Source organism: Micromonospora sp. C51 (genome assembly GCF_018070435.1).
In the GTDB taxonomy this organism is placed as follows: domain Bacteria; phylum Actinomycetota; class Actinomycetes; order Mycobacteriales; family Micromonosporaceae; genus Micromonospora; species Micromonospora sediminimaris.
Map to the genome: position 1 here is coordinate 1 of NZ_JAGPXQ010000042.1, position 19,243 is coordinate 19,243.

Consider the following 19,243-nt stretch of genomic DNA (forward strand, 5'->3'; position numbering starts at 1 on the left):
CAACCCCCCACCCACCCCCGCAACGTCGATCATGCAGTTGTGGCACCGGAAAAGTGCGTATTGTCCGCCTTGTCAGGTGCCACAACTGCATGATCGGCACGGCAGGGGGCGGCGGGGTGGCGGAGTCAGCGGGGCCAGCGTAGGGGGCCGGGGTGCACCGACCAGAGGAGCCGACGCCAGCGGGGGCGGGCGGCGCGCAACGTGGCGCGGTATGTGATGGCCGCGTCGGCGGCGACTCCGGCCTGCTCGGCGGTGGCCATGCCGGGTGCGAAGCCGACCTGGTTGATCAGCATGGCCAGGTCGTCCACCGCACGGTGCGCCACCGTCGACGTCGGACGGTCACCTTCGGTGGCAGTGGCAGTGGCAGTGGCAGTGGCCGTGGCAGTGGCGTCGTGACGGGTCGCCTCGGTCAGTGCCTCCCGTGCCACGGTGGCGACCTCGGTGGCGGACAGGTCGGGCGCGATCGGCCGGCCGGCCAACCGCAGCGTGTCGGTCAGCTCCCGCCAGGCGCCGGCGATGCGGTGGCCGGGGTCGCCCCGGTGCAGCCGGGCCCGGGTCTGTGCCCGGCGCAGACCGGCGAGGGTGACCAGCAGCGCCACGACGACGAGCAGCAGACCGCCGCCGGTGCCGCCGACCAGCACCGGCACCGGTACGCCCCCGCTGTCCGCAGGCCCGCCGGGAGCGGCCTGCGCCGGTGGCGAGGCGGTCGGCTCCAGGGTGGGCTCCGGCTGCTCCGACGGGGGCGGGTCCTCCGGCTGGGGACGGAAGTCCTCCTCCACCGGTCGGGGCTCCTCGTCCGGTCGGGGCAGCGGATCGAACGCCACCCAGCCCAGGCCGTCGAAGAGCACCTCCGGCCAGGCGTACGCGTCGGCGGCCCGCACCGGACCCGACCCGGGAGCGGCGAACCCGACCACCACCCGGGTCGGTAGCCCGGCGAGCCGGCCCAGCACCGCGAACGACGCCGCGAACTGTTCGGACGTGCCGCGCTGTCCACCGCCATTGCGCGGCCCGAACAGGAAGAACGCCAGGTTCGGGTAGGCGTGGCCACTCGGCGCGTCGGCGACCAGCCGGTAGTGCTCGGCCAGCCACTGCTCGATCGCCGCCGCCCGCGCGTACGGCGCGCCGTTCTCCTCGGCCAGCTGGGCGGCGAGCCGCCGCAGCTGCTCCGGTGCCCCGTCGGGCACGTGCAGCACCCGGGCCACCGCGTCCCCGGCCGGAGTGTTCGCGGTGGCCAGCAGATTGGCGTCGGGGCTCTCCCGGGCCGAGGTCACCGTGTAGCGCAGGCCAGGGGTGAGTCCGTCGGGGCGGATCAACGTGCCGGTACCCGGGTCGTAGGCGACCCGGGCGCCGCTGACCTCACGTGGAGTGGGTACCGCGGGCAGCAGCCGTCCACTGAGGTCGCCGACGGTGATCTCCTGGCGGACGGTGTCGACGGTGGCGTACGGCGCCGGTTCGACGGCCGGCAGAATTCGGCCGGCGTTGCGGTAGGTCGCGCCCACCCGCCAGGTGACCCCGTCGTAGTCGCTGAGCACGGCCAGCCGGATCCGGACCCTGGCACTGCCCGTCGCCGCACCCTCGGTCGGTTCTGTCAGGCCGGGGTCGCCGGGGGAGTCGGTCGCCACCTGGAACAGTTCCTGCTCCGGATTCAACGCCCAACCGGAGATCCGGATCAGCGGGTTCTCGTCAAGCGTCTCCACCTGCGGCGGCTGCACATAACGCCGCGGATCCACCGGCCGGGTCTCCACCAGGGCGGCCACCGCCGGGCCGAGCAGCGCCGCCAGCGCCACCACCACCGCCGTACCGGCGGCCGAGGCCACCGCCAGCCGGGCCCGCACCCCGGACCGCACCGCCGGGGCGAGCCCGTCGGCGGGGTCACCGTCCGCAGGTCGGGACGATACCGCCAGCCCGAGCGCCGCCACCGCCGCCACCGCCACGGTCGCGCCGATCGCCGGCTCCGCGTTCGGTCCGACCACGTATACCGCGCCGGCGTGCAGCAGCACCGGCGGCAGGTAGCCCAGCAGCACCCGCCCGGCTCGCAGGGCCACCTCCGCGCCGGCCAACCCGGCCAGCCAGGCGGCGACCACCGGCAGCAGGATCGTGTCCGGCGTCGCCTCCACCGGAATCATCGCGGTCAGCAGCCGGGGAATGGCGTTGCCGGCGGCGTCGCCGGCCACCTCGACGAACCCGCCCGGCACCTGCGCGTCGGCGGCCGCCACCCGCAGGCAGACCGCCGTCCACCCGAGCATGGCCAGCACCGACACCGGTGCCACCTGCCAGGACGGCAGCCGCCGGGTCAGCACGCTGACCAGCACCGACCCGACCGCCGCGCCAGCCACCAGCATCGTCAGCAGCGATCCCGCGTACACCCGGCCGAGCACCACCCCGGCCAGCGTGACCAGCACGACGAGCGTCGCCGGCACCGCCGCCGCCCGCAGCAGCCTCACCACCGGCGTACCCCGTCCCACTCGGCGGCGAAGGCCGCCCCGTCGGCCGCGTCGACGACGACCAGGCCGGCCGCGCCCGGCGGCGTCGGCTCCGCCGCCCCGAAGATCCCGACCACCACCGACGGGTACGCGCCGCGCAGCGCCCCGACCTGCCCCAGATCCTCGGTCGCTCCCGGTCCGGTGAGGACGACCAGGGTGTCGCCGAGCCGGTCGCGACGCAGCCGTGCCGCCGCGGCCTCCAGCGTGCCCTCGCCGGTGAGCGTCACCGCCGCCAGTCGATCCAGCGGTCCACTCGGACCGGTCCCCGACCCGTCGCCACCGACAGCCCCACCCGCCGCGTTCCCGCCCCGGCCGGCTCCGTCGCCCGGCCCGGCACCGCCCGATCCGGCGGAGGTTTCCTCGGCGGCGACGAACAGCAGTACCACCGGCAGGTCCTCGCGGACCGCCGCGGTGACCACCGACGCCGCTGCCTCACAGGCCGACTCGAACGACTCCGCCACCCCGCCGACCCGCTCCGGATGCGCGGTGGACCGGTTGTCGAGCAGTACCACGATCCGAGGCAGGCTGGTGTCCACGTTCTCCCGCACCATCAGCTCACCCACCCGGGCGCTGGTGCGCCAGTGGACTCGACGCAACTCGTCGCCGACGACGTACTCCCGCAACGAGTCGAAGGTGATCGAACCGTGCGGCACCGCGTCGATGCGCCCGTCGAGACTGCGTCCCGCGCCGGTGGGCACCGCCCGCAGCGGATGGATCCTCGGGTACACCCACACCGGCACCACATCGCCGTAGGAACGGGCCAGCACCACCAGGCCGAGCGGGTCGCGGCGGGTCACCCGCAACGGCCCGACCGGCACCACCCCGCGTCGGCTCGTCGGCACCGGGTAGCTGACCGTGGTGTCCGCGCCGGGTCGCAGCCGCAGCACCGGCACCGGCACCATCCGGTCACCGCAGCGGTCGGTGGCCAGCATGCTCGCCGCCCCCACCCGTCCCGCATTGCCTACGGTCAACGTCATCGTGGCCGGCTCGCCCCGGGCCACCCGATCCGGGTCGGCCTGCCGGGACACCCGCAGCCGGGGCCGCCGGGCCGCGGCGACCAGGGCGACCGCCAGCGCGGTGCCGGCCGCCGCGCCGAGCAACGTCAACTCCGGGTACCCGAACCGGAAACCCGCTCCCAGCAGCAGCACGGCCGCGACAAGCAGACCGATGCCCCGGGCGGTGATCCCCACGCCAGACCTCGCCGGTCAGTGGTGCGCCGGCGCCGGCTGGCCCGACGGCAGCGGCACCGGCACCGAGGCGACCGCCTGCCGCAGCACGTCGGCGGCGGTCACCCCGCGCACCTGGGCGTCGGGAGTGAGCAGCAGCCGGTGCGCGAAGACCGGCTCGGTGAGCGTCTTCAGATCCTCCGGCATGATCCAGCCCCGGCCGTCGATCAACGCGTACGCGCACGCCGCCCGGGTCAACGCGATCACCCCACGGGGACTGACCCCGACCCGGACCTGCGGATGGGTGCGCGTGGCCGCCGCCAGCCGCACCGCGTACGCGTACAGCGGCTCGGCGATGTGCACCCGCCGGGCCATCCGGACCATCTCGCCGACGGTGGCGGTGTCGGTCACCGCCGCGAGCGCCTCGGGAGAGCGGACCGTCGCCCCGCGCAGCACCTCCACCTCCACCGACTCGTCCGGATATCCCACCGACAACTTCACCAGGAACCGGTCCAGCTGGGCCTCGGGCAGCCGGTACGTGCCGTCCATCTCCACCGGGTTCTGGGTGGCCACCACCAGGAACGGCTGCGGCACCGGATGCCGCACCCCGTCCACGGTGACCGTCCGCTCCTCCATCACCTCCAGCAGCGCCGACTGCGTCTTCGGCGACGCCCGGTTGATCTCGTCGGCGATGACGATGTTGGCGAAGACCGGGCCGGGGTGGAACTCGAAGCCCCGGGTGGCCTGGTTGAAGATGGTCACCCCGGACACGTCGGAGGGCAGCAGGTCCGGCGTGAACTGGATCCGCCGCCACTGCCCCTTCACCGTCGCCGCGATGGCCCGGGCCAGGGTCGTCTTGCCCACCCCGGGCACGTCCTCCAGCAACACGTGCCCCTGGGCGAACAACGCGGTCAACGCCAGCCGCACCACCTGCGGTTTGCCGAGCACCACCGTGTTCACGTTCTCGGCCAGCCGGGCGGCCAGGGCGGCGAAGCCCTGCACCTCCTGCTGGGTGAGCGGTTCCTGGCTGTTCACGGTGGTGCTCCTCGCCTGGGGTGGATCAGCAGGTGGGCAGGACGTTGATGTCGTCCCCGCCCTCCAGGTTGAGCCAGGCCCACGGGATGTAGTTCCGTCCGCCGTACTCGACCTGCACCCACCAGGTGCTCTGCTTGTTGTCGTTGTAGATCCAGGAGTCGATGTCCGTGCCCCGCACCTTGCAGTACGCCTTCAGCCGGGTGCCGGGCTTCGCCCAGCCGACCTGGCGGTCGTTGTCCTGCCGGGGCACCGAGAAGATCTCGTTGCCGTTGCGGCCGTCGCGGTCCCGGTCACAGTAGGTGCGCTGGTCGCCGTCGGGACCGTTCTCGCAGGTGGCGACGCCGAACAGGGCGTCGGTCTGCTGCGCTCTGGTGGCGGTGCCGCTGCCGGCGGCGTTGGTCGCCGTCACCGTGAACGTGTAGCTGGTGCCGGGGGCCAACCCGCTCATCGTGATGCTCGAACACGGGCCACTCTTCGCCGGCTGACCCGACCGGGACAGCGTACAACTGGCCTGACCGCCGCCAGCGTCCACGGTGAACGTCACCGTCGCCGCCGTCGCGGTCGCCGACGAACCGGTCACCGTCACCCGGGGTGCCGCCACCGTACGCGCCGTCGTCGTGGCCTGCGCGCCCTCGCCGGCCTCGTTGACAGCCCGGACCCGCACCGTCACGTTCTGCCCGTCGCCGAGCCCGCCCACGGTAGCCCGGGTGTCGGTGACCTCGCTGCGCTTGTCACCCACCTCGACCACGTAGCCGGTCACCGGCCGGCCATTGGCCACCGCCGGTGCCCACTGCACCGCCACCGTCCCCGGCTGGTCGCCCACCGTGCTCGCCCGCAGATCCAGCGGCTCGCCGGGAACCGTGAACGGCACCACCGTGTTGCTCACCGGCGACGCCTCCGACGCCGCGCCCTTGTCGTTCACCGAGACCACCGTGAACGCGTACTGCGTGCCGTACTCCAACTCGCCGGCCTTCACCACCAACTCGGTACCGGTCGCCTCACCGACCGGGGCGTTCGTGCCCGCAGAGGTCGCCGACACCGCGTACCGGGCGATGGTGTTGCCCTGACCGTTCGCCTCCGGCCAGCTCACCACCACCGTGCCGTCCGCCCGTGCCTCGGCGGTCACCTCGGTCGGCGCGTCCGGTACGTCCGCGGTCGGCGTCACCGGGTTGCTGTTCCGAGCCGGCCCCGCGCCCTTCGCGTTCACCGCGTGCACCGAAAAGCGGTACGTCTCACCGTTGGTCAGCTCGGTGACCTCCACCGACCGCTGGTTCGCGCCGACCTCCAACCGCTGCCCGGCACCCTCCACCACGTACCGGATGATCTCGGCTCCGTTGGCCGCCGCCGGCCGCCAACTCACCCTGGCCTGTGCGTCGCCGGCCGCCGCGCTCACATTGCGCGGCGCACCCGGCTTGCTCACCTGAGGCTTCTTCGGCGGCGGTGGAGGTGGCGGCGGAGGCTCCGGCGGCGGATCACCACCGAGCACGTCGTTGGCGTACTTGTCGACCTCCCGCACCTGGTGCGAGTCGTCGACCACCCGCGCGGTCGCCGCGTCCGGCGCGTTGATGAACAGGTAGTTCTCCCGCACCTCCAACTCCAGCGGGCCACCCCAGCGGCCCCGGATCGTGTCGGTCAGCTGGCCGGTCGCGTCGAACGCGTACACCGTGCCCGCCGCCTCGTCCGCGCAGTAGAACCGCCCGGCCCAGGCCACCGCCGGGCCGAGCCGGTCACCGTCGCCCGGCACCGTGAACGACCGCACCTCGCCACCGTCGCCGATCGCGTGCACCTGCCGCTGCCCGGGCACCGTCACCGGCACCACCGGCCCGCTGGTACGCACCGGCAGGATGCCGGGCCCGGTCAGCGTCGACGCCAACGCCGTGCGGCGGGTCGTACCGTCCACGACGGTCACCAGCGTCCCGGCCGTACGGTCCAGCACCGCCACACCGTCGTCCAACGTGGAGACCACCAACTCGTGGCTGGCCTCCGCCACGTCGTACGTCTCCACCTGCGGCGAACCCACCGGCGAGTCCGCCGCCTCCGACGGCAGCACCGCCGGGGTGATCGCCGAGACCGTGCCCTCCGCCGGCACCGCGACCCACAGACGGCCCTCGCCGTCGAACGCGCCGCCGGTGATCCCCGGCGGATAGCGCACCGGCTCGCCCACCGGGGCCAGCGACCGCGGATCCAACTGCCGCACCACACCCTGGACCGCGTCCACCACGAACGCGGCGTCCTCGTGCAACGCCACACTCACGCCGAGCCCGGGCATGGTCGGCGTGGTCGCGGTGATCTGCAACGTCGCCAGGTCCAGCGCGCTGATCTGACCCGTGTTCAGATCCCGCAGCACCAGCAGCCGGTCCGTCTGCGTCACCTGCATGGGATGCCGCCGCGCCGCCGGCACCTCCATGCGGGTGTCCACCCGGGCGGTCACCCCGTTGACCCGCGCCAACTCGCTGCGCGCCGCGCTCCACAACCATGAACTCGCGTCGTAGTTGGCCACCGCGTTGTCCGCCGAACCCAGACCGAGCACGGTCAGCCCCATCGCCGCCAGCAGCGCCACCACCGTACCCACGGTGACGAGACCACCGCGTACCCGGGACCGGGATCGTGGGGTGCGGGTCGGAACGGCCTCGTCGATGCTCGCCACAGCCGGCAGCCTCCCGTGTCGTCTCGGCAGGTGGCGCCCCCGTACGGCGACCCCTCCCCTGAGCCGGGAGCCATCATATGGTCACCCTGCGGACCCCGGGAACCCGCACCGTCCGGCTGTGGACACCCAGCGTGGCGTGTCGTCGGCGTGTCCCGCCACGACTGTCCGTCCCGGACCGGTCGGGCCCTTCAGCCCGACGGGTCGGCCTACCGCGAGGTGCACACCTGGTCGGACGTGGCGAACTGGTCGGTGTCGTAGACGGCGAGCACCGCGAAGCAGTAGTTCACCCGGGTGCTCAACCCGTTGACCGTGTAGCTGGTCCGACCCGGGTCCACCGTGGCCATCATGCCCAGCGACTGCCCGGTCCGCCCACCGGCGACCATGAACGGCACCAGCCCGTCCGACGGGTCGGTCCAGGTCAACGTGATCGTCGTGGTGTCGTCGCGCATCGTCAGATTCCCCGGAGGCGGGCCGACCGAACCCGGCGGCGACGTCGGTGCCGACTCAGGACTCGACGGAGGCGCGGCCCATCGATCCAGGACCAACAGACCCACCCCGACCACTGCGGCCAGGGCCACCAGGACCGCCGCCACCGCCACGCCGATCGCCACCCGGTTACGACCCGGCGTCGGCTCCGCCGTCGGCATCGCCAACGGCCCCTGGTACGGCGCGGCGATCCCTGGAACCTGAGCACCGGACGGACCCCAGGCCGGCGGCGCAGCGGGCCCCGGATAGGGCGGCGGCGCACCCGGTGAGCCGGGCGGCTGGGCTCCACCACCCGGGCCCGCCAGCCGGGGGTCGTGCTGCTGCACACCGACCCCGGGTCCGTACGGGTTGGCTCCGCCACCCGGGCCCTCGGCCGAGCCGCCACCGCTCACCAGCCCGTACGGCGGAGGTACGGGGTGGGCGGCTCCGCCGGTCGCCGGGTAGCCGCCCGGCCCGCTGATGGGCGCTCCGCTGATCGGCGGTGCGTACCCAGACGGTCCACCGGTCGGCGGTGGGTAGCCGGGTGGTCCGCTGGTCGGCGCTGCCCAGCCGGGTGGTGCGCTGTTCGGGCCGGGTTGCGGTAACGGTGCGGTCAGGTCGTGCGGGCCGGCCGTCGCGCTGACCAGTGGGGTGCCCTGCGGAGGCACGGGGGGAGGACCCGGTGGCGCGCTCACGGGTGGCGCGCTGATCGGTGGCGCGCTGACGGGTGGCGCGCTGATCGGTTGGGCCTGGCTCCAGGCCGCCGCAGCGGGCTGCTCCGGCGCCGGCGGCGCGCTGACCGACCAGGCCGAGGCCGGTGGGGCGCTGACCGGCTGCCCCTCGGGTGGCGGTTCGAAGACCGCCGATGACCAGGCCGGGGACGCGCTCACCGGAGCGGGCATACCATCAGCCGGTACCGGAGGCTCAGGCGTACGGCCGGCCCGGGCCGCTTCCTCCTCCAGCAGGGGCCCGATCTGCTGCACCCGGATGGTGGGCCGGGCCCACTCGGGATGCCCGGTCGAGGCAGGGCCGACGCCCGCCGATGCCGCGTCGCCGGCGGCGGGGGAGCGCCGCAGTACGCCGGTCGGTTCCTCGTCCTCGATCAGCTGGCGCGGAGCCGGGCCGGTCGGAGACGGGCTGGACGGCGGGACCGACGGTGCGGTGTGTGACGGAGCCGGCGACGACGGGGCCGGCACCCCGCTTGCCGGCCCGGTCACGGCGGCAGGCGAAACCACCGGGGCGGGTGACACCTCAGCCGATCGGGCCCGGTCGACCGGAGTCGCGACCGGGCGGGCTGACTGATCATGAAAAGCCGTCCGGGCCTGCGGTACCACCGGCGGCGCAGAAACGCCGGGCGGCGTGGGAACCTGCGGCGAGGCAGCCGGTGCCGTGACTGACGGTGGCACCACCGACGGCGGTACGCGCGGTGGGCCAGGCGGCGCAACGGATGTTGGTGAAGTGGGCCGCGGAACATGCGGCACCACGGTTGGCGGCGCGACGGTCGGAGGCGGCGGAATCTGCGGCGCGACGGTCGGCGGCGGCGGACCCTGCGGAGCCGCTGTGGGGGGTGGCGGGATCTGCGGCGCGGCGGTGGGGGTTGGCGGGATCTGCGGCGCGGCGGTCGGCGGCGGCGGACCCTGCGGAGCCGCTGTGGGGGGTGGTGGGATCTGCGGCGCCGCGGTGGGGGGCACGGTGGACAACGGCGGGATCGGTGGCGGGGCGGGCCGCCCCGGCTCGGCCGAGATCTGCGGTGCGGCGGGAATGACCGGTGGCGCCGGTACGGCGGCCCCGAGTGGTGCAACGGACACGGGAGGGACGGTCGCCGCTCCAGGGCCGCCGGAAGTGGGATGGTCGCCGGCAGGTGGTGACGCCGAAGGGGAGGCGGGACGCGCCGGTGCTGCCGTCGACGCCTCGTGCGGCTTCCACAGCGTGGAGAGCACGGCCAGGGAGACCGTCGGTTCGTCCAACGCTCCCCGGCTCGGCGGACTCGCCGGACCAGGCTGAGATGCGGTCGGGACAGCGGGCTGAGGGGCGGGAGCGGCGTCGCCGAGGTACTCCCGTGCCATGCGTACCGCCGGATGGTCGGCACCGAGCACGGCGGGGCCGGCGGCGGCCACGCGGGTGTAGTTGCGGCGCGCCTCGTGGCGATTGCCCAACTCGTCCGCGACGGACGCCAGCTCGAAGGCCAACGCCAGCATCAGCGGATCGGCATGCGGCCAACGGCGCTCCCCGGCGGCGAACGCCTCCTCCAGCACCCGCCGGGCCGCGCTCGGATCGTCCGCCTCCCGATGCAACCTGGCCAGCAGATGAGCGGTGCTGAGCACGTCCGGATGATCTTTGCTGAACGGCGGCCGAGTGGACTCGACCGCATCGGCCAGCAGGTCACGGGCGGCGGCGAGGTTACCCGCACCACGCAGCGCGAGGGCCCGTTGCTGAGCGACGGCCAGGGGAGAGGCATGGGGCACGAGGCCCATGCTGCCGGGTACGGGCACCTCGACGCTACCCGGCGCACACACCTGCCGAGGGGGCCGCTACCGGACCTCGCGACCAGTGCCGGACGTGGCCCGATGCCGATGTGCATGATCCACCTGTGCCGTGTACAGTAACTCCCCGTGCAGCCCACCGGGCGGCCTACGGTTGATGGGATCACCGAGGCTGACGCGGTAGGCTGGGCAGGCAGGTCCGGGTGGCGGAATGGCAGACGCGCTAGCTTGAGGTGCTAGTGCCCGTATAGGGCGTGGGGGTTCAAGTCCCCCCTCGGACACAAAAACGCGGCGTTTGCGCCCAGCTTTACGTGTTGGTGGTCAAGCATGCTTGACCACGCGAATCTCTTCTCGTTGACGGTCCCTGCCTGTGTGGTTCCGGGTGGTGGCGGCCGTGGTTGACGCCTCGTTGGGTCTGGTGGTCCCGCCGGTGATCCTGTCCGACTCCGGCCGGTCGGTCGAGCGGTCGTCGGGTGGCGGGTTGCGTCGTGGCCCGTTGCCGTTGTCGTCGTTGCCGGAGCCTCGTCGGTGTACCCGGGTGTACGGGATGGCCGTGTTGGAGGGCAGCGGTCGGTTGCGGGATCGGGCGGTGGTCCGTGCTCTCGGGTGGGGGCCGGCTACCCGGTTGGATATTCGGGAGTGCGCCGGGTTCATCGTGGTGCGGGCTGACGGCCAGGGTTGCTTCGGGCTGACCGGTCAGGGGTATGTGCGGCTTCCTGCGGCGGTGCGGCACTGGTGCGGAATCGCTGCGGGTGATCGTCTCCTACTGGTGGCGGATCCGGCGGTGGGGCTGCTGGTGGTGTGTCCGGTGGCGGCGTTGGACGCGATCGTCGGCCAGGCCCACGCCACTGTGCTGGGTGGTGGTGTGTCGTGAGTGGTGCGAGCCAGGCGGAACTGGACGCGGCGCGAATGTTGTTGGCGCGGATGGGCATCTCGGCGGCGGATCTTGTCGAAGCACCGACGAGTCGTCCGCTGGCGCCGACGTTCGCGGAGTATGTGCCGCTGGTGTCGGCGGCGGTCAGCGCCGGCACGCGGCGGGCGTACGGTTCGTACTGGAAGCGGGTGGTCGAGCAGTGGGGGCGGCGTCGGCTTGATGAGCCGACGCCGTCGGAGATCGAGCAGCTCGGCGAGTATGTAAAGGCCCATGTGGTGGCCCGACGCAACGCGCGGGGTGGGCGTAGCGCGGTGGAGCATCTGATCGCGGCGTTGCGGTGCCTGTACAAGCGGGCGGTGGCGGACGGGTTCATCGCGGCGGCGGATGATCCGGCGGCGAAGGTGGCCAAGCCGCGTCGCCTGCCAAGTACCCGGCGGGCTGTGGCGGACAGCCGGCTTGCGGAGATCAATGAGGTTGCGGCCCGTACCGGGGATGATCCGGTGTTGGACGGTCTGCTGCTTCGGCTGCATACGGAGACGGCGTGCCGACGGGGTGGGGCGTTGGCGTTGCGGCCGGTGGATCTGGATCCGGAGCAGTGCCTGATCCTGCTGCGGGAGAAAGGCGACACGGCGCGGTGGCAGCCGGTGTCGCCGACGCTGATGCGGCACCTGCAACGGCACGCCGAGAATCGGCATGCTCCGCCTGCGGGACAGTTGTTGCGGTATCGCGATGGGCGGCCGATCACCCGGCGGCGCTATGACCATCTGTGGGTGCGTGTCGGGGAGCATCTGCCGTGGGTATATGTGCAGCAGATCAGTACGCACTGGTTGCGGCACACCACGTTGACGTGGGTGGAGCGGAACTTCGGCTACGCGGTGGCCCGCGAGTACGCCGGGCATTCGGACAGCGGCAGCAGCGCCGGCACCACCGCCACGTATGTCCGCGCCACGCTGCAGGAGGTCGCACGCGCCTTGGCGGCAATGACCAACGAGCCACATCCACTCGCCTGACGGATCACACGGACGGCGGTTGGTCTGGACGCACGGGTTCGGACCAACCGCCGCGACGCGTCTGGTCGATGCGAACCTTCGGCGTGTTCGGCGACGGCGCGGGTTTGTGTGGGTCGGCGCATCGAGGCGGTGAGGCCGGCGGTCGTTTGTGCAGGCTGCGCCCTCCATTGCGCTGAGATGCTCTGCAGTCTGGTCATCGCTACGGCCCGGGCGCCGGGACGCTCGCGCCGGTGCGGCGTCGGCAGGCTCTCATCCTGCTCATAGGCATGATCGTCGACTCCGTTGCGGGACCATCCCGAGCGCGACCACAACAGACACCCATTGCGGTGTTCCGTTTGCGGGCGTGCGCGGGGAGCAGTCGCCGAGACTCTCTGAACAGCGCCATCGCTGGGATCACCCCGCGTATGCGGGAAGCAGGCCGGCGGACATCAGGGCGCGATGATGCACCTCGGAACACCCCCGCGTGCGCGGGGAGCAGTCGACCATGTACGCGATGACGGGCCCGTCGGCGGGATCACCCCCGCGTGCGCGGGGAGGAGTCGGTGGCCGGGTTGGAGGGGATGAGCTGCTCCGGACCAGCCCCGCGTGCGCGGGGAGCAGGCGTACGACCGGGACCGGCAGCAGGTGGCCGAGGGATCACCCCCGCGTGCGCGGGGAGCAGGGGGAAGGCGAGGCCCGCAGCCTGTCGTCCCGGGATCACCCCCGCGTGCGCGGGGAGCAGCCACCGGCGGTCTTCAACGCGGTGGCGCGGGAGGGATCACCCCCGCGTGCGCGGGGAGCAGTCCGTGAGGCCGAAGCCGCGCGCGAGCTGCGCAGGATCACCCCCGCGTGCGCGGGGAGTAGGACGGCTACACGCCCGATGACGTGGCCGAGCGGGGATCACCCCCGCGTGCGCGGGGAGCAGAGCACCTGCAACCGGGCCCGAGGACCCATCCGGGGATCACCCCCGCGTGCGCGGGGAGCAGGACGACCGAGGTCCCCGCTTCTGAGTCCGCCAGGGATCACCCCCGCGTGCGCGGGGAGCAGGCCGGCCACCAGCGCGGCAATACGGCCCTGCTGGGATCACCCCCGCGTGCGCGGGGAGCAGCCCCGGGCCGCCCCGGATCGTGTTCGCGACCGGGGATCACCCCCGCGTGCGCGGGGAGCAGGGACGCAGGGCCGGATCGCGGCGACGTCCGTCGGGATCACCCCCGCGTGCGCGGGGAGCAGTCCTCGCCCTGTTCGGGTACGGCTGGACGGACAGGATCACCCCCGCGTGCGCGGGGAGCAGATCAGCAAGGCCATGCGCAAGCAGCAGGCGGAGGGATCACCCCCGCGTGCGCGGGGAGCAGGGTGTTGGAGGCGGTGTAGCCGAGCCCCAGCGGGGATCACCCCCGCGTGCGCGGGGAGCAGACGGCGACTACCGGGACAAGACGGCCGCCCACGGGATCACCCCCGCGTGCGCGGGGAGCAGGCCGTCGAGGTGGACCCGGAAGCCGACGCCGCGGGATCACCCCCGCGTGCGCGGGGAGCAGGGAGTCGGCAAGGTGCTGCTGGTGGCCGCCCTGGGATCACCCCCGCGTGCGCGGGGAGCAGGGATAATAAATCACATACTCGTGTACGTTCACGGGATCACCCCCGCGTGCGCGGGGAGCAGGAGTGGACTTCGCCATCGTGAGGGTACCTCGCGGGATCACCCCCGCGTGCGCGGGGAGCAGGTTGGGGAGTCCTCGGTAGTCATCGAACGAGTAGGATCACCCCCGCGTGCGCGGGGAGCAGCCGATCGCATTAGTCGAGTGTGTTTTCTGATCGGGATCACCCCCGCGTGCGCGGGGAGCAGACTTCTTGACCTGCATCGCTATAGATCAACTGCTTCGATTTCATTCGCTTTGGTTCGCAAGATCGCCCCTTCCATACTGGCGTTGCAAGGGAGCGGGTAGCCGTTGACGTGCAGCTGGAAAGCAGCATACCGGGCGATCATGGGGACGAAGGGAGGCGGCGCTTCACACTCGCTTGAAGACGATCACGTTTCGGTCGCCGCTCCTGGCCGTCGCCCCGTCCTGCTCCATCGGTTCCAATCAGGATGTGACGCGATGCTCCCGGCAGCTTGCCGAGCCGTTCGGTCACTGGCAGTGGACCACTCGTCGCCGCTTGTGGCGCGAGTTTTTGGGTTTGTGGTGCCGATGGCTGGGGTCGACGAGATGGGCCTCCTTAACTGGGTGGGGAGCGGAAAGGCCCCTGGATGAGCGACCTGTCCACGAGCATGGTGGGCCGGAGTGGTCTCACGGTTGATCGCTGGCTGGAGGACGATGCTGGCTCTCGCCGGTGCGTGCTGCTTCCTCGACGCGTAGGAGGTTGTCGATGATTTCGGCTAGTCCTGCTTGTGAGGCGGGGGAGAGTTTGGTGATGGAGCGGGCCATGACGCGTACGTCGCGGCTTTGTCCTTCGAGGGTTTCTTGGTCGCCGAGCAGGTATCCGGCGGGTACGCCGAAGAACCTGGCCAGGGCTTGAAGGGTTCTGGCCTTCGGGTTGGGGTTGGGTGAGCGTAGGAGGCTTCTGATGCCTTCGGCAGTGATGCGGTCGCCTGCTGCGGTGAGGGCTCGGGCGACTTCGGCTTCGGTGTAGGGGCCTCGTCCTGGGGGCGCGTTCTGGAAGAGCTCGCGCAGTCTGGATTGAAGCAGGTTCTGCCCGGCTGCCTCGGTGGGCGGGGTGTCGTTCGATGGTGTCATGGCGTCCCCCAACTGCAACTACAGTTGTCTCTATTCCAATCTGTAGTTGACGCCTCTCGGCGGGTCGTGCTTAGCTCTCAGTGCTTCGGCAACTGCGGTTGTGGTCTAACGGAACTGCGGTTGGTTGGAGAGTAGCGGATCGGGCTATCGCTAGCCAGATGGGTTCTGGTCCGCTGCGGCAGCGGTGGCCGGCGTGCGGGTGCCGCTGCCGCAAGGGCCTGCTCGCGATGCTCGGCGTTCAGGTCGTGACAGTGACGGGGGACCGACCCGCGTCGACGTGACGTCGGCGCTGGTCAGTGCTGCCGCGACGCGCTTCGAAGGAGGCGTAATGCTGATCGCATCGAACCGCGGGCCCGACTGCCTCGCGGATCCCGGAATGCCGATTACGGCGTCCCGGGTCCGCGAGGCGGGACAGCCAGAAAGGGCGAGTCGTGCCCTGTTGCCGGCTCCGTCGGTCACCGAGGAACCGCCGGTGTTTTTGCAATCTGAAAGTCCGTGGTGGAGGGCGCAGCGGTCGGAGGCGCCGGAGATTCCGCGTGAATTCGGATCTGGCTCCCGTGTGGAGTCGTTGTGGCTGCGCGCTGCGGGATTACAGCCGGGCTGCCGGTTGGTCAGTGTGTCTTCGGCCGATGGTGGGGTTGGCCGGTCGACATTGACCGCCGCCGTGGGGGGTGTGCTGGCGTTGGCGGTGCCGGGGCCGGTGGTCGCGGTCGACGCGAACTTGCGGGCGTGGGGCGGTCTGGAGCATCGGGTGCCGCGGCGTAGCGCGGCGACGGTGTGGGATGCCGTGTGTGCCGGGGACGCGCTGACCAGGCCGCCGGTGGTGGAGCGGTTCACGCAGCTTGGTCCCACGGGCCTGCGTGTTCTGGTGGGCGAGAGCGTGATGACCAGTCAGCGGCGTCCGCCGTCGTGGCCGGAGTTGTTCGGGGTTGTCGGGCACCTGCGGTCGGTCTACACCCTGGCCCTGCTTGATCTTTCTCCGGCGGCGGTCGCGCCGGTGTGGCGTGCGTTGGCGTGGGCGACCGTGCCGGTTCTGGTGAGCAGGGCGACGGTGGATTCGTTGCAGCACACGATGCGGCTGCTGGCGCACATGAAAGCGGTGGGTCTGCACGAGACGGTGGACCGGGCGGTGGTGGTGGTCATGGCTGCCGCGCCGTCGGTGGCTCGTGAGGTGCGGGCGGTGCAGCAGCTGGCGGGACAGGCGGCAGCGCATCTGGTGCGGGTGCCGTATGACCCGGCGTTGGCCCGTCCGCAGGCGCTCGATCCGAGGTCCGTGAGCAAGGCCGCGCGTTCGGCGTTGGTCGAGGTCGCCGCGGCGATCGTGGATCGCTGTCCGGCGGAGCTTGATCCGCCAGATGCCGCTGATGAGGCGGCGACCGACGGGGGGAGGGAATCGTGATGCTGCGATGGATGGCAGCGGCGCTCGCAGTGCAGGCGCCGACAGCGGTCGGGGTGTTGGCGGCACCGGAGCCGACACCGACGCCGAGCGGTGGGGGGTTCGACTTCGGTCGGATCAGCCCTGACCCTGGGGCTGTTCCGCGAGCTGACTTGTTCTACAGCCTGGTCAACGCGTCGCTGTTCCTCGGGGTGGTGGCTGCGGTGGCGGGGCTGGCGGCGGGCGCGATCGCGTTCGGGGTGGGTCCGATCTTCGGCGCGCACATCATTTCCGATCGCGGCAAGTCAATGATGTGGAAGGCCGGGCTCGTCGCGATCGTGATCGGCTCGGTGACGACCATCATCAGCTTCCTCCTCCTGGAGATCTGAGGAGGCCGGGTATGCGCGGGACGAAGTTCAAGTCCACTGCTGGCCACTCGCGGTCGCGGCTGGTGGTGCCGGTCGTGGCGGTGGTCGTCGTGGCGTTCGCTGTGGGACGGCTCAGCGCACCCGCACCGGCGGTGCAACCAGCTCCGCCTGGTGTGCGGGTCGTCGGTGGGGTGCCGGTCGGCTTTGCCGGTACCGCCCGGGGCGGTGGTGACGCCGCCGCGGCGTACGTGGTGAGCCTGTCGGTTGCTGCTACCCGGTCTTCCGTGGAGCGGCAGGCGGTGGTCGCGGAGGTGGTGGCCGAGGGTGCGTCGACGGCCGAGGTGGTCGGGGAGGTACAGACGCCGGGCAACGGCGCCACGATCGTGCAGACGGTGGTGGCCCGGGTGTGGGTGCCGAATGAGGATCCTGACGCGGTCCTGCCCGAGAGGGTTGAGGTCGAGGCGCAGCTGCTGGTGTGCGCGCTCAGCGGCGCCGCGATCGGTGGCGGTGGCGTCGACCCGGAGGGGGGTTTGGCAGGCGGCTGGTACGTCCAAGCGGTGCGGATGCGGTGGGCGGAGGGCCGGTGGCGGATCGTCGCCGCCCGGCGGCCGTTGCCGGTGCCGCCGCCGGATCTGCGCGGGACACAGCGCGACGGCGGACCTCGTGACATGCGGCCGTTGGTCGATGTGCTGAGCGTCCAGTCGTGGGTGCCGGGGACGGTGTGACGGTCATGCGCGCCACCGTTCGGCTGGTCCTGGCCGTTGTCTTGGGGTTCCTGGCCGTCGTGGTCGCGCCGGGCGGCGCCGTTGCGGCGCCCACGCCTGCGCCGTCGCCGCTCTCGGAGTCGTGCCCTATCCCGTCGGTGGAGCGGCCGGTGACCGGGGAAGACGTGAATCCGCAGGTGAACTGGTGTCTGCCGTGGGTGCGGTGGCGGGCCGGGACCGGCTGGCTGACCGACTGCGGTAAGGCGGCCAGCGCGGTGGATCAGGAGCACTGCGACGCGGTGTCGTTGACGGTGCAGTCCCCGCCGCCCGACGGTGTGGTCTCGGTGCTCGACGACCGGCTGCCTCCGCCCGGTGCTGTGCCGGTGCGGTGCGAACGGTTCGGTGACGGGGCGGGTGAGGATCCGGCGAACGCCGGCCGCTGGTCGGCGAAGCAGTCCCGCTGCGAGGCGCTGCGCGACGTGATCGCCGGCTTCTCGTCGCTGCGGGCGAGTGCGTGCGGTGCCGTCGATGTCGCCTGCCAGGTGGGTGAGCAGGTCAGGGGTGTCGCACGGTCCGGCTTTGAGGGTTTGGCGGACATCGCGGTGGCGGGTTTCGCGTGGGCGTTGGGCAAACTCGCGACGCTGGTGTTCGCCGAGACCTCCGTGGTGGCCGACGAGCCGTTCTACGGCGTCTACAACGACATCTCCGGCGTGTTGATCATCGTGGTGTTGCTGTTCTTCGTCGTCTCGACGGCGATCAACGGGTTGCGGCTGCACGGACCGGGGCCGTTGTCGTCGTTGGGTGGTCTGGTGCGGGCGATGTTCGGCATCGCGTTCGCCGGTGGGATCGCGTTTCTGCTGATGGCGGCGTGGGATGAGGCCACGGTGGCGTTGATTCGCCGCAACCAGCAGCGGGACTGGCAGCCGAGCATGTGGGTGGAGGCGCTCAACGCGCTGACCGCGGACACGGGCACGGTGCTGTTCGCCTTCCTGGTGGCGGTCGTCGGGGTGTTCGGGCTGGTGTTGGTGTTCCTGATGCTGCTGTTCCGGTCGCTGCTGGCTGCCGGCGCGGCGGTGGTGGGGGCGATGGCGATGACCGGTCAGGTGATGCAGGAAACCCGGGGGTGGGGGCGGAAGTGGTTCTGGACCTGCAACGCCCTCGCCTCGTCGAAGTTCTTCATCGCCGCGTTCTGGATCTACGGCACGCGTAGCAGCTACGAGTCCGATCATGTGATCAATGTGCTGCGGGGGCTGTTCATCATCGTGCTGATGGTGATCGCGCCGTGGATTCTGCTGCGGCTGATGAGCATGTGGGACGGCTATCTCGCCGACATCGACGCCCGGGGGTTCGCGATGTCGGCCGTCAGCGCGGTGGGGCTCGACGCCGCCGCGCAGCGGCTGACGAATCCGGCCGGTGGTGGGGATGACGCGGCGGCGGTGATGCGCGGTAACGCCGATGCCATCCCCACCACGCCGGGCATCCAGTCGATCGGACATGGCGCGGCCCGGTCGGAGGCGTTGCAGCCGCTGGACGGGCAGGACGCCGGCCAGGTCGGCGAGCCGGGCCGCGAGTCCGACGGGCCGGACGGTGGCCAGGGCGGGGAGAACGCGCAGGAGGCTGACGGCGTCGAACGTGATTCCCGTACTGCGCAGGGCGACGTGTCGCGGGGGCAGCTCACCGTGCCTGGCGATCCGACTGGTCAGCAGGGGGCGCTGCCCGTCGTGCCCGGCGTCGGCGGCGGGCAGTCCGGATCGCCGGGCGGCGGCCTACCGCAGGACGGCTCGTCTACATGTGACAGTCCGGGCAGGCCCGGGCCGACGCCGACCGAGGGTCCGGCGCCTGCCGGTCCTGCTGCGGGCGGGGCAGCGGGTGGAGCAGCCGCCGCTGGTGGGGCGGCGGCGGAGATTCCGATCGTGCCGCTGTAG

At 72.1% G+C, this 19,243-nt stretch carries 12 protein-coding genes, 1 tRNA gene and 1 CRISPR repeat array; of the genes, 7 read left to right on the plus strand and 6 right to left on the minus strand.

What is annotated here, in order from left to right; translation table 11 throughout:
* Positions 1-125 precede the first annotated feature (125 nt).
* The 5 genes from KBX50_RS27355 to KBX50_RS33040 form a co-directional block, all read right to left on the minus strand.
* Entirely contained in the window at positions 126-2,447 is a 2,322-nt protein-coding gene (locus tag KBX50_RS27355; protein WP_307871089.1) for a transglutaminaseTgpA domain-containing protein, read from the minus strand.
* Positions 2,441-3,673, minus strand: a complete 1,233-nt coding sequence (locus KBX50_RS27360; protein ID WP_210940596.1) for a DUF58 domain-containing protein — start codon at positions 3,671-3,673, stop codon at positions 2,441-2,443. The genes KBX50_RS27355 and KBX50_RS27360 overlap by 7 nt, the downstream gene beginning before the upstream one ends.
* Before the next feature lie 15 nt (positions 3,674-3,688).
* Positions 3,689-4,684, minus strand: coding sequence for a MoxR family ATPase (locus KBX50_RS27365; protein ID WP_204002867.1), 996 nt, complete (start codon positions 4,682-4,684; stop codon positions 3,689-3,691).
* A 25-nt stretch (positions 4,685-4,709) separates the two neighbouring features.
* Positions 4,710-7,331 (minus strand): fibronectin type III domain-containing protein, encoded by a 2,622-nt coding sequence (locus KBX50_RS27370; RefSeq protein ID WP_210940598.1) that lies wholly within the window; start codon positions 7,329-7,331, stop codon positions 4,710-4,712.
* Positions 7,332-7,537: 206 nt separating this feature from the next.
* Positions 7,538-10,261 carry a tetratricopeptide repeat protein gene (locus KBX50_RS33040; protein WP_307871090.1) on the minus strand — a complete coding sequence of 908 codons (2,724 nt, stop codon included), beginning with the start codon at positions 10,259-10,261 and terminating at the stop codon, positions 7,538-7,540.
* Between the two features lie 215 nt (positions 10,262-10,476).
* Here KBX50_RS33040 and KBX50_RS27385 point away from each other — a divergent pair.
* The 3 genes from KBX50_RS27385 (at position 10,477) to KBX50_RS27395 (ending at position 12,163) form a co-directional block, all read left to right on the plus strand.
* Positions 10,477-10,560 (plus strand) — tRNA-Leu (locus KBX50_RS27385).
* Positions 10,561-10,664: 104 nt separating this feature from the next.
* Positions 10,665-11,153, plus strand: a complete 489-nt coding sequence (locus KBX50_RS27390; RefSeq protein ID WP_247674536.1) for a hypothetical protein — start codon at positions 10,665-10,667, stop codon at positions 11,151-11,153.
* Positions 11,150-12,163: a tyrosine-type recombinase/integrase gene (locus KBX50_RS27395; protein ID WP_307871091.1), complete on the plus strand. Its 1,014-nt coding sequence runs from the start codon at positions 11,150-11,152 to the stop codon at positions 12,161-12,163. Before KBX50_RS27390 ends, KBX50_RS27395 begins: the two co-directional genes overlap by 4 nt.
* A 388-nt stretch (positions 12,164-12,551) precedes the next feature.
* A CRISPR array of direct repeats spans positions 12,552-13,982; the repeat unit is 29 nt; unit sequence GGGATCACCCCCGCGTGCGCGGGGAGCAG.
* Positions 13,983-14,424: 442 nt separating this feature from the next.
* On the opposite strand, the gene KBX50_RS27400 is transcribed toward KBX50_RS27395, so the two are convergent.
* Complete coding sequence (locus KBX50_RS27400; RefSeq protein WP_210940600.1) at positions 14,425-14,871, minus strand: hypothetical protein; 447 nt, start codon at positions 14,869-14,871, stop codon at positions 14,425-14,427.
* A 328-nt stretch (positions 14,872-15,199) separates the two neighbouring features.
* Here KBX50_RS27400 and KBX50_RS33445 point away from each other — a divergent pair, with 328 nt between their 5' ends.
* The 4 genes from KBX50_RS33445 to KBX50_RS27420 all read left to right on the plus strand — a co-directional run bounded on the left by KBX50_RS33445 (position 15,200) and on the right by KBX50_RS27420 (position 19,243).
* Complete coding sequence (locus tag KBX50_RS33445) at positions 15,200-16,270, plus strand: hypothetical protein (RefSeq protein ID WP_210940602.1); 1,071 nt, start codon at positions 15,200-15,202, stop codon at positions 16,268-16,270.
* 149 nt (positions 16,271-16,419) lie between these two features.
* A complete protein-coding gene (locus KBX50_RS33050) occupies positions 16,420-16,635 on the plus strand; it encodes a hypothetical protein (RefSeq protein ID WP_247674537.1) in 216 nt (71 codons plus the stop codon).
* Between the two features lie 11 nt (positions 16,636-16,646).
* A complete protein-coding gene (locus KBX50_RS27415; RefSeq protein ID WP_210940605.1) occupies positions 16,647-17,339 on the plus strand; it encodes a hypothetical protein in 693 nt (230 codons plus the stop codon).
* A gap of 149 nt (positions 17,340-17,488) precedes the next feature.
* A complete protein-coding gene (locus tag KBX50_RS27420; protein ID WP_210940606.1) occupies positions 17,489-19,243 on the plus strand; it encodes a hypothetical protein in 1,755 nt (584 codons plus the stop codon).

Bases quoted from the DNA above. Each gene is read 5' to 3' on its own strand.
- KBX50_RS27400 (WP_210940600.1), bottom strand. From the start codon at position 14,871: ATGACACCATCGAACGACACCCCGCCCACCGAGGCAGCCGGGCAGAAC.
- KBX50_RS33445 (WP_210940602.1), top strand. From the start codon at position 15,200: ATGCTGATCGCATCGAACCGCGGGCCCGACTGCCTCGCGGATCCCGGA.
- KBX50_RS27415 (WP_210940605.1), top strand. From the start codon at position 16,647: ATGCGCGGGACGAAGTTCAAGTCCACTGCTGGCCACTCGCGGTCGCGG.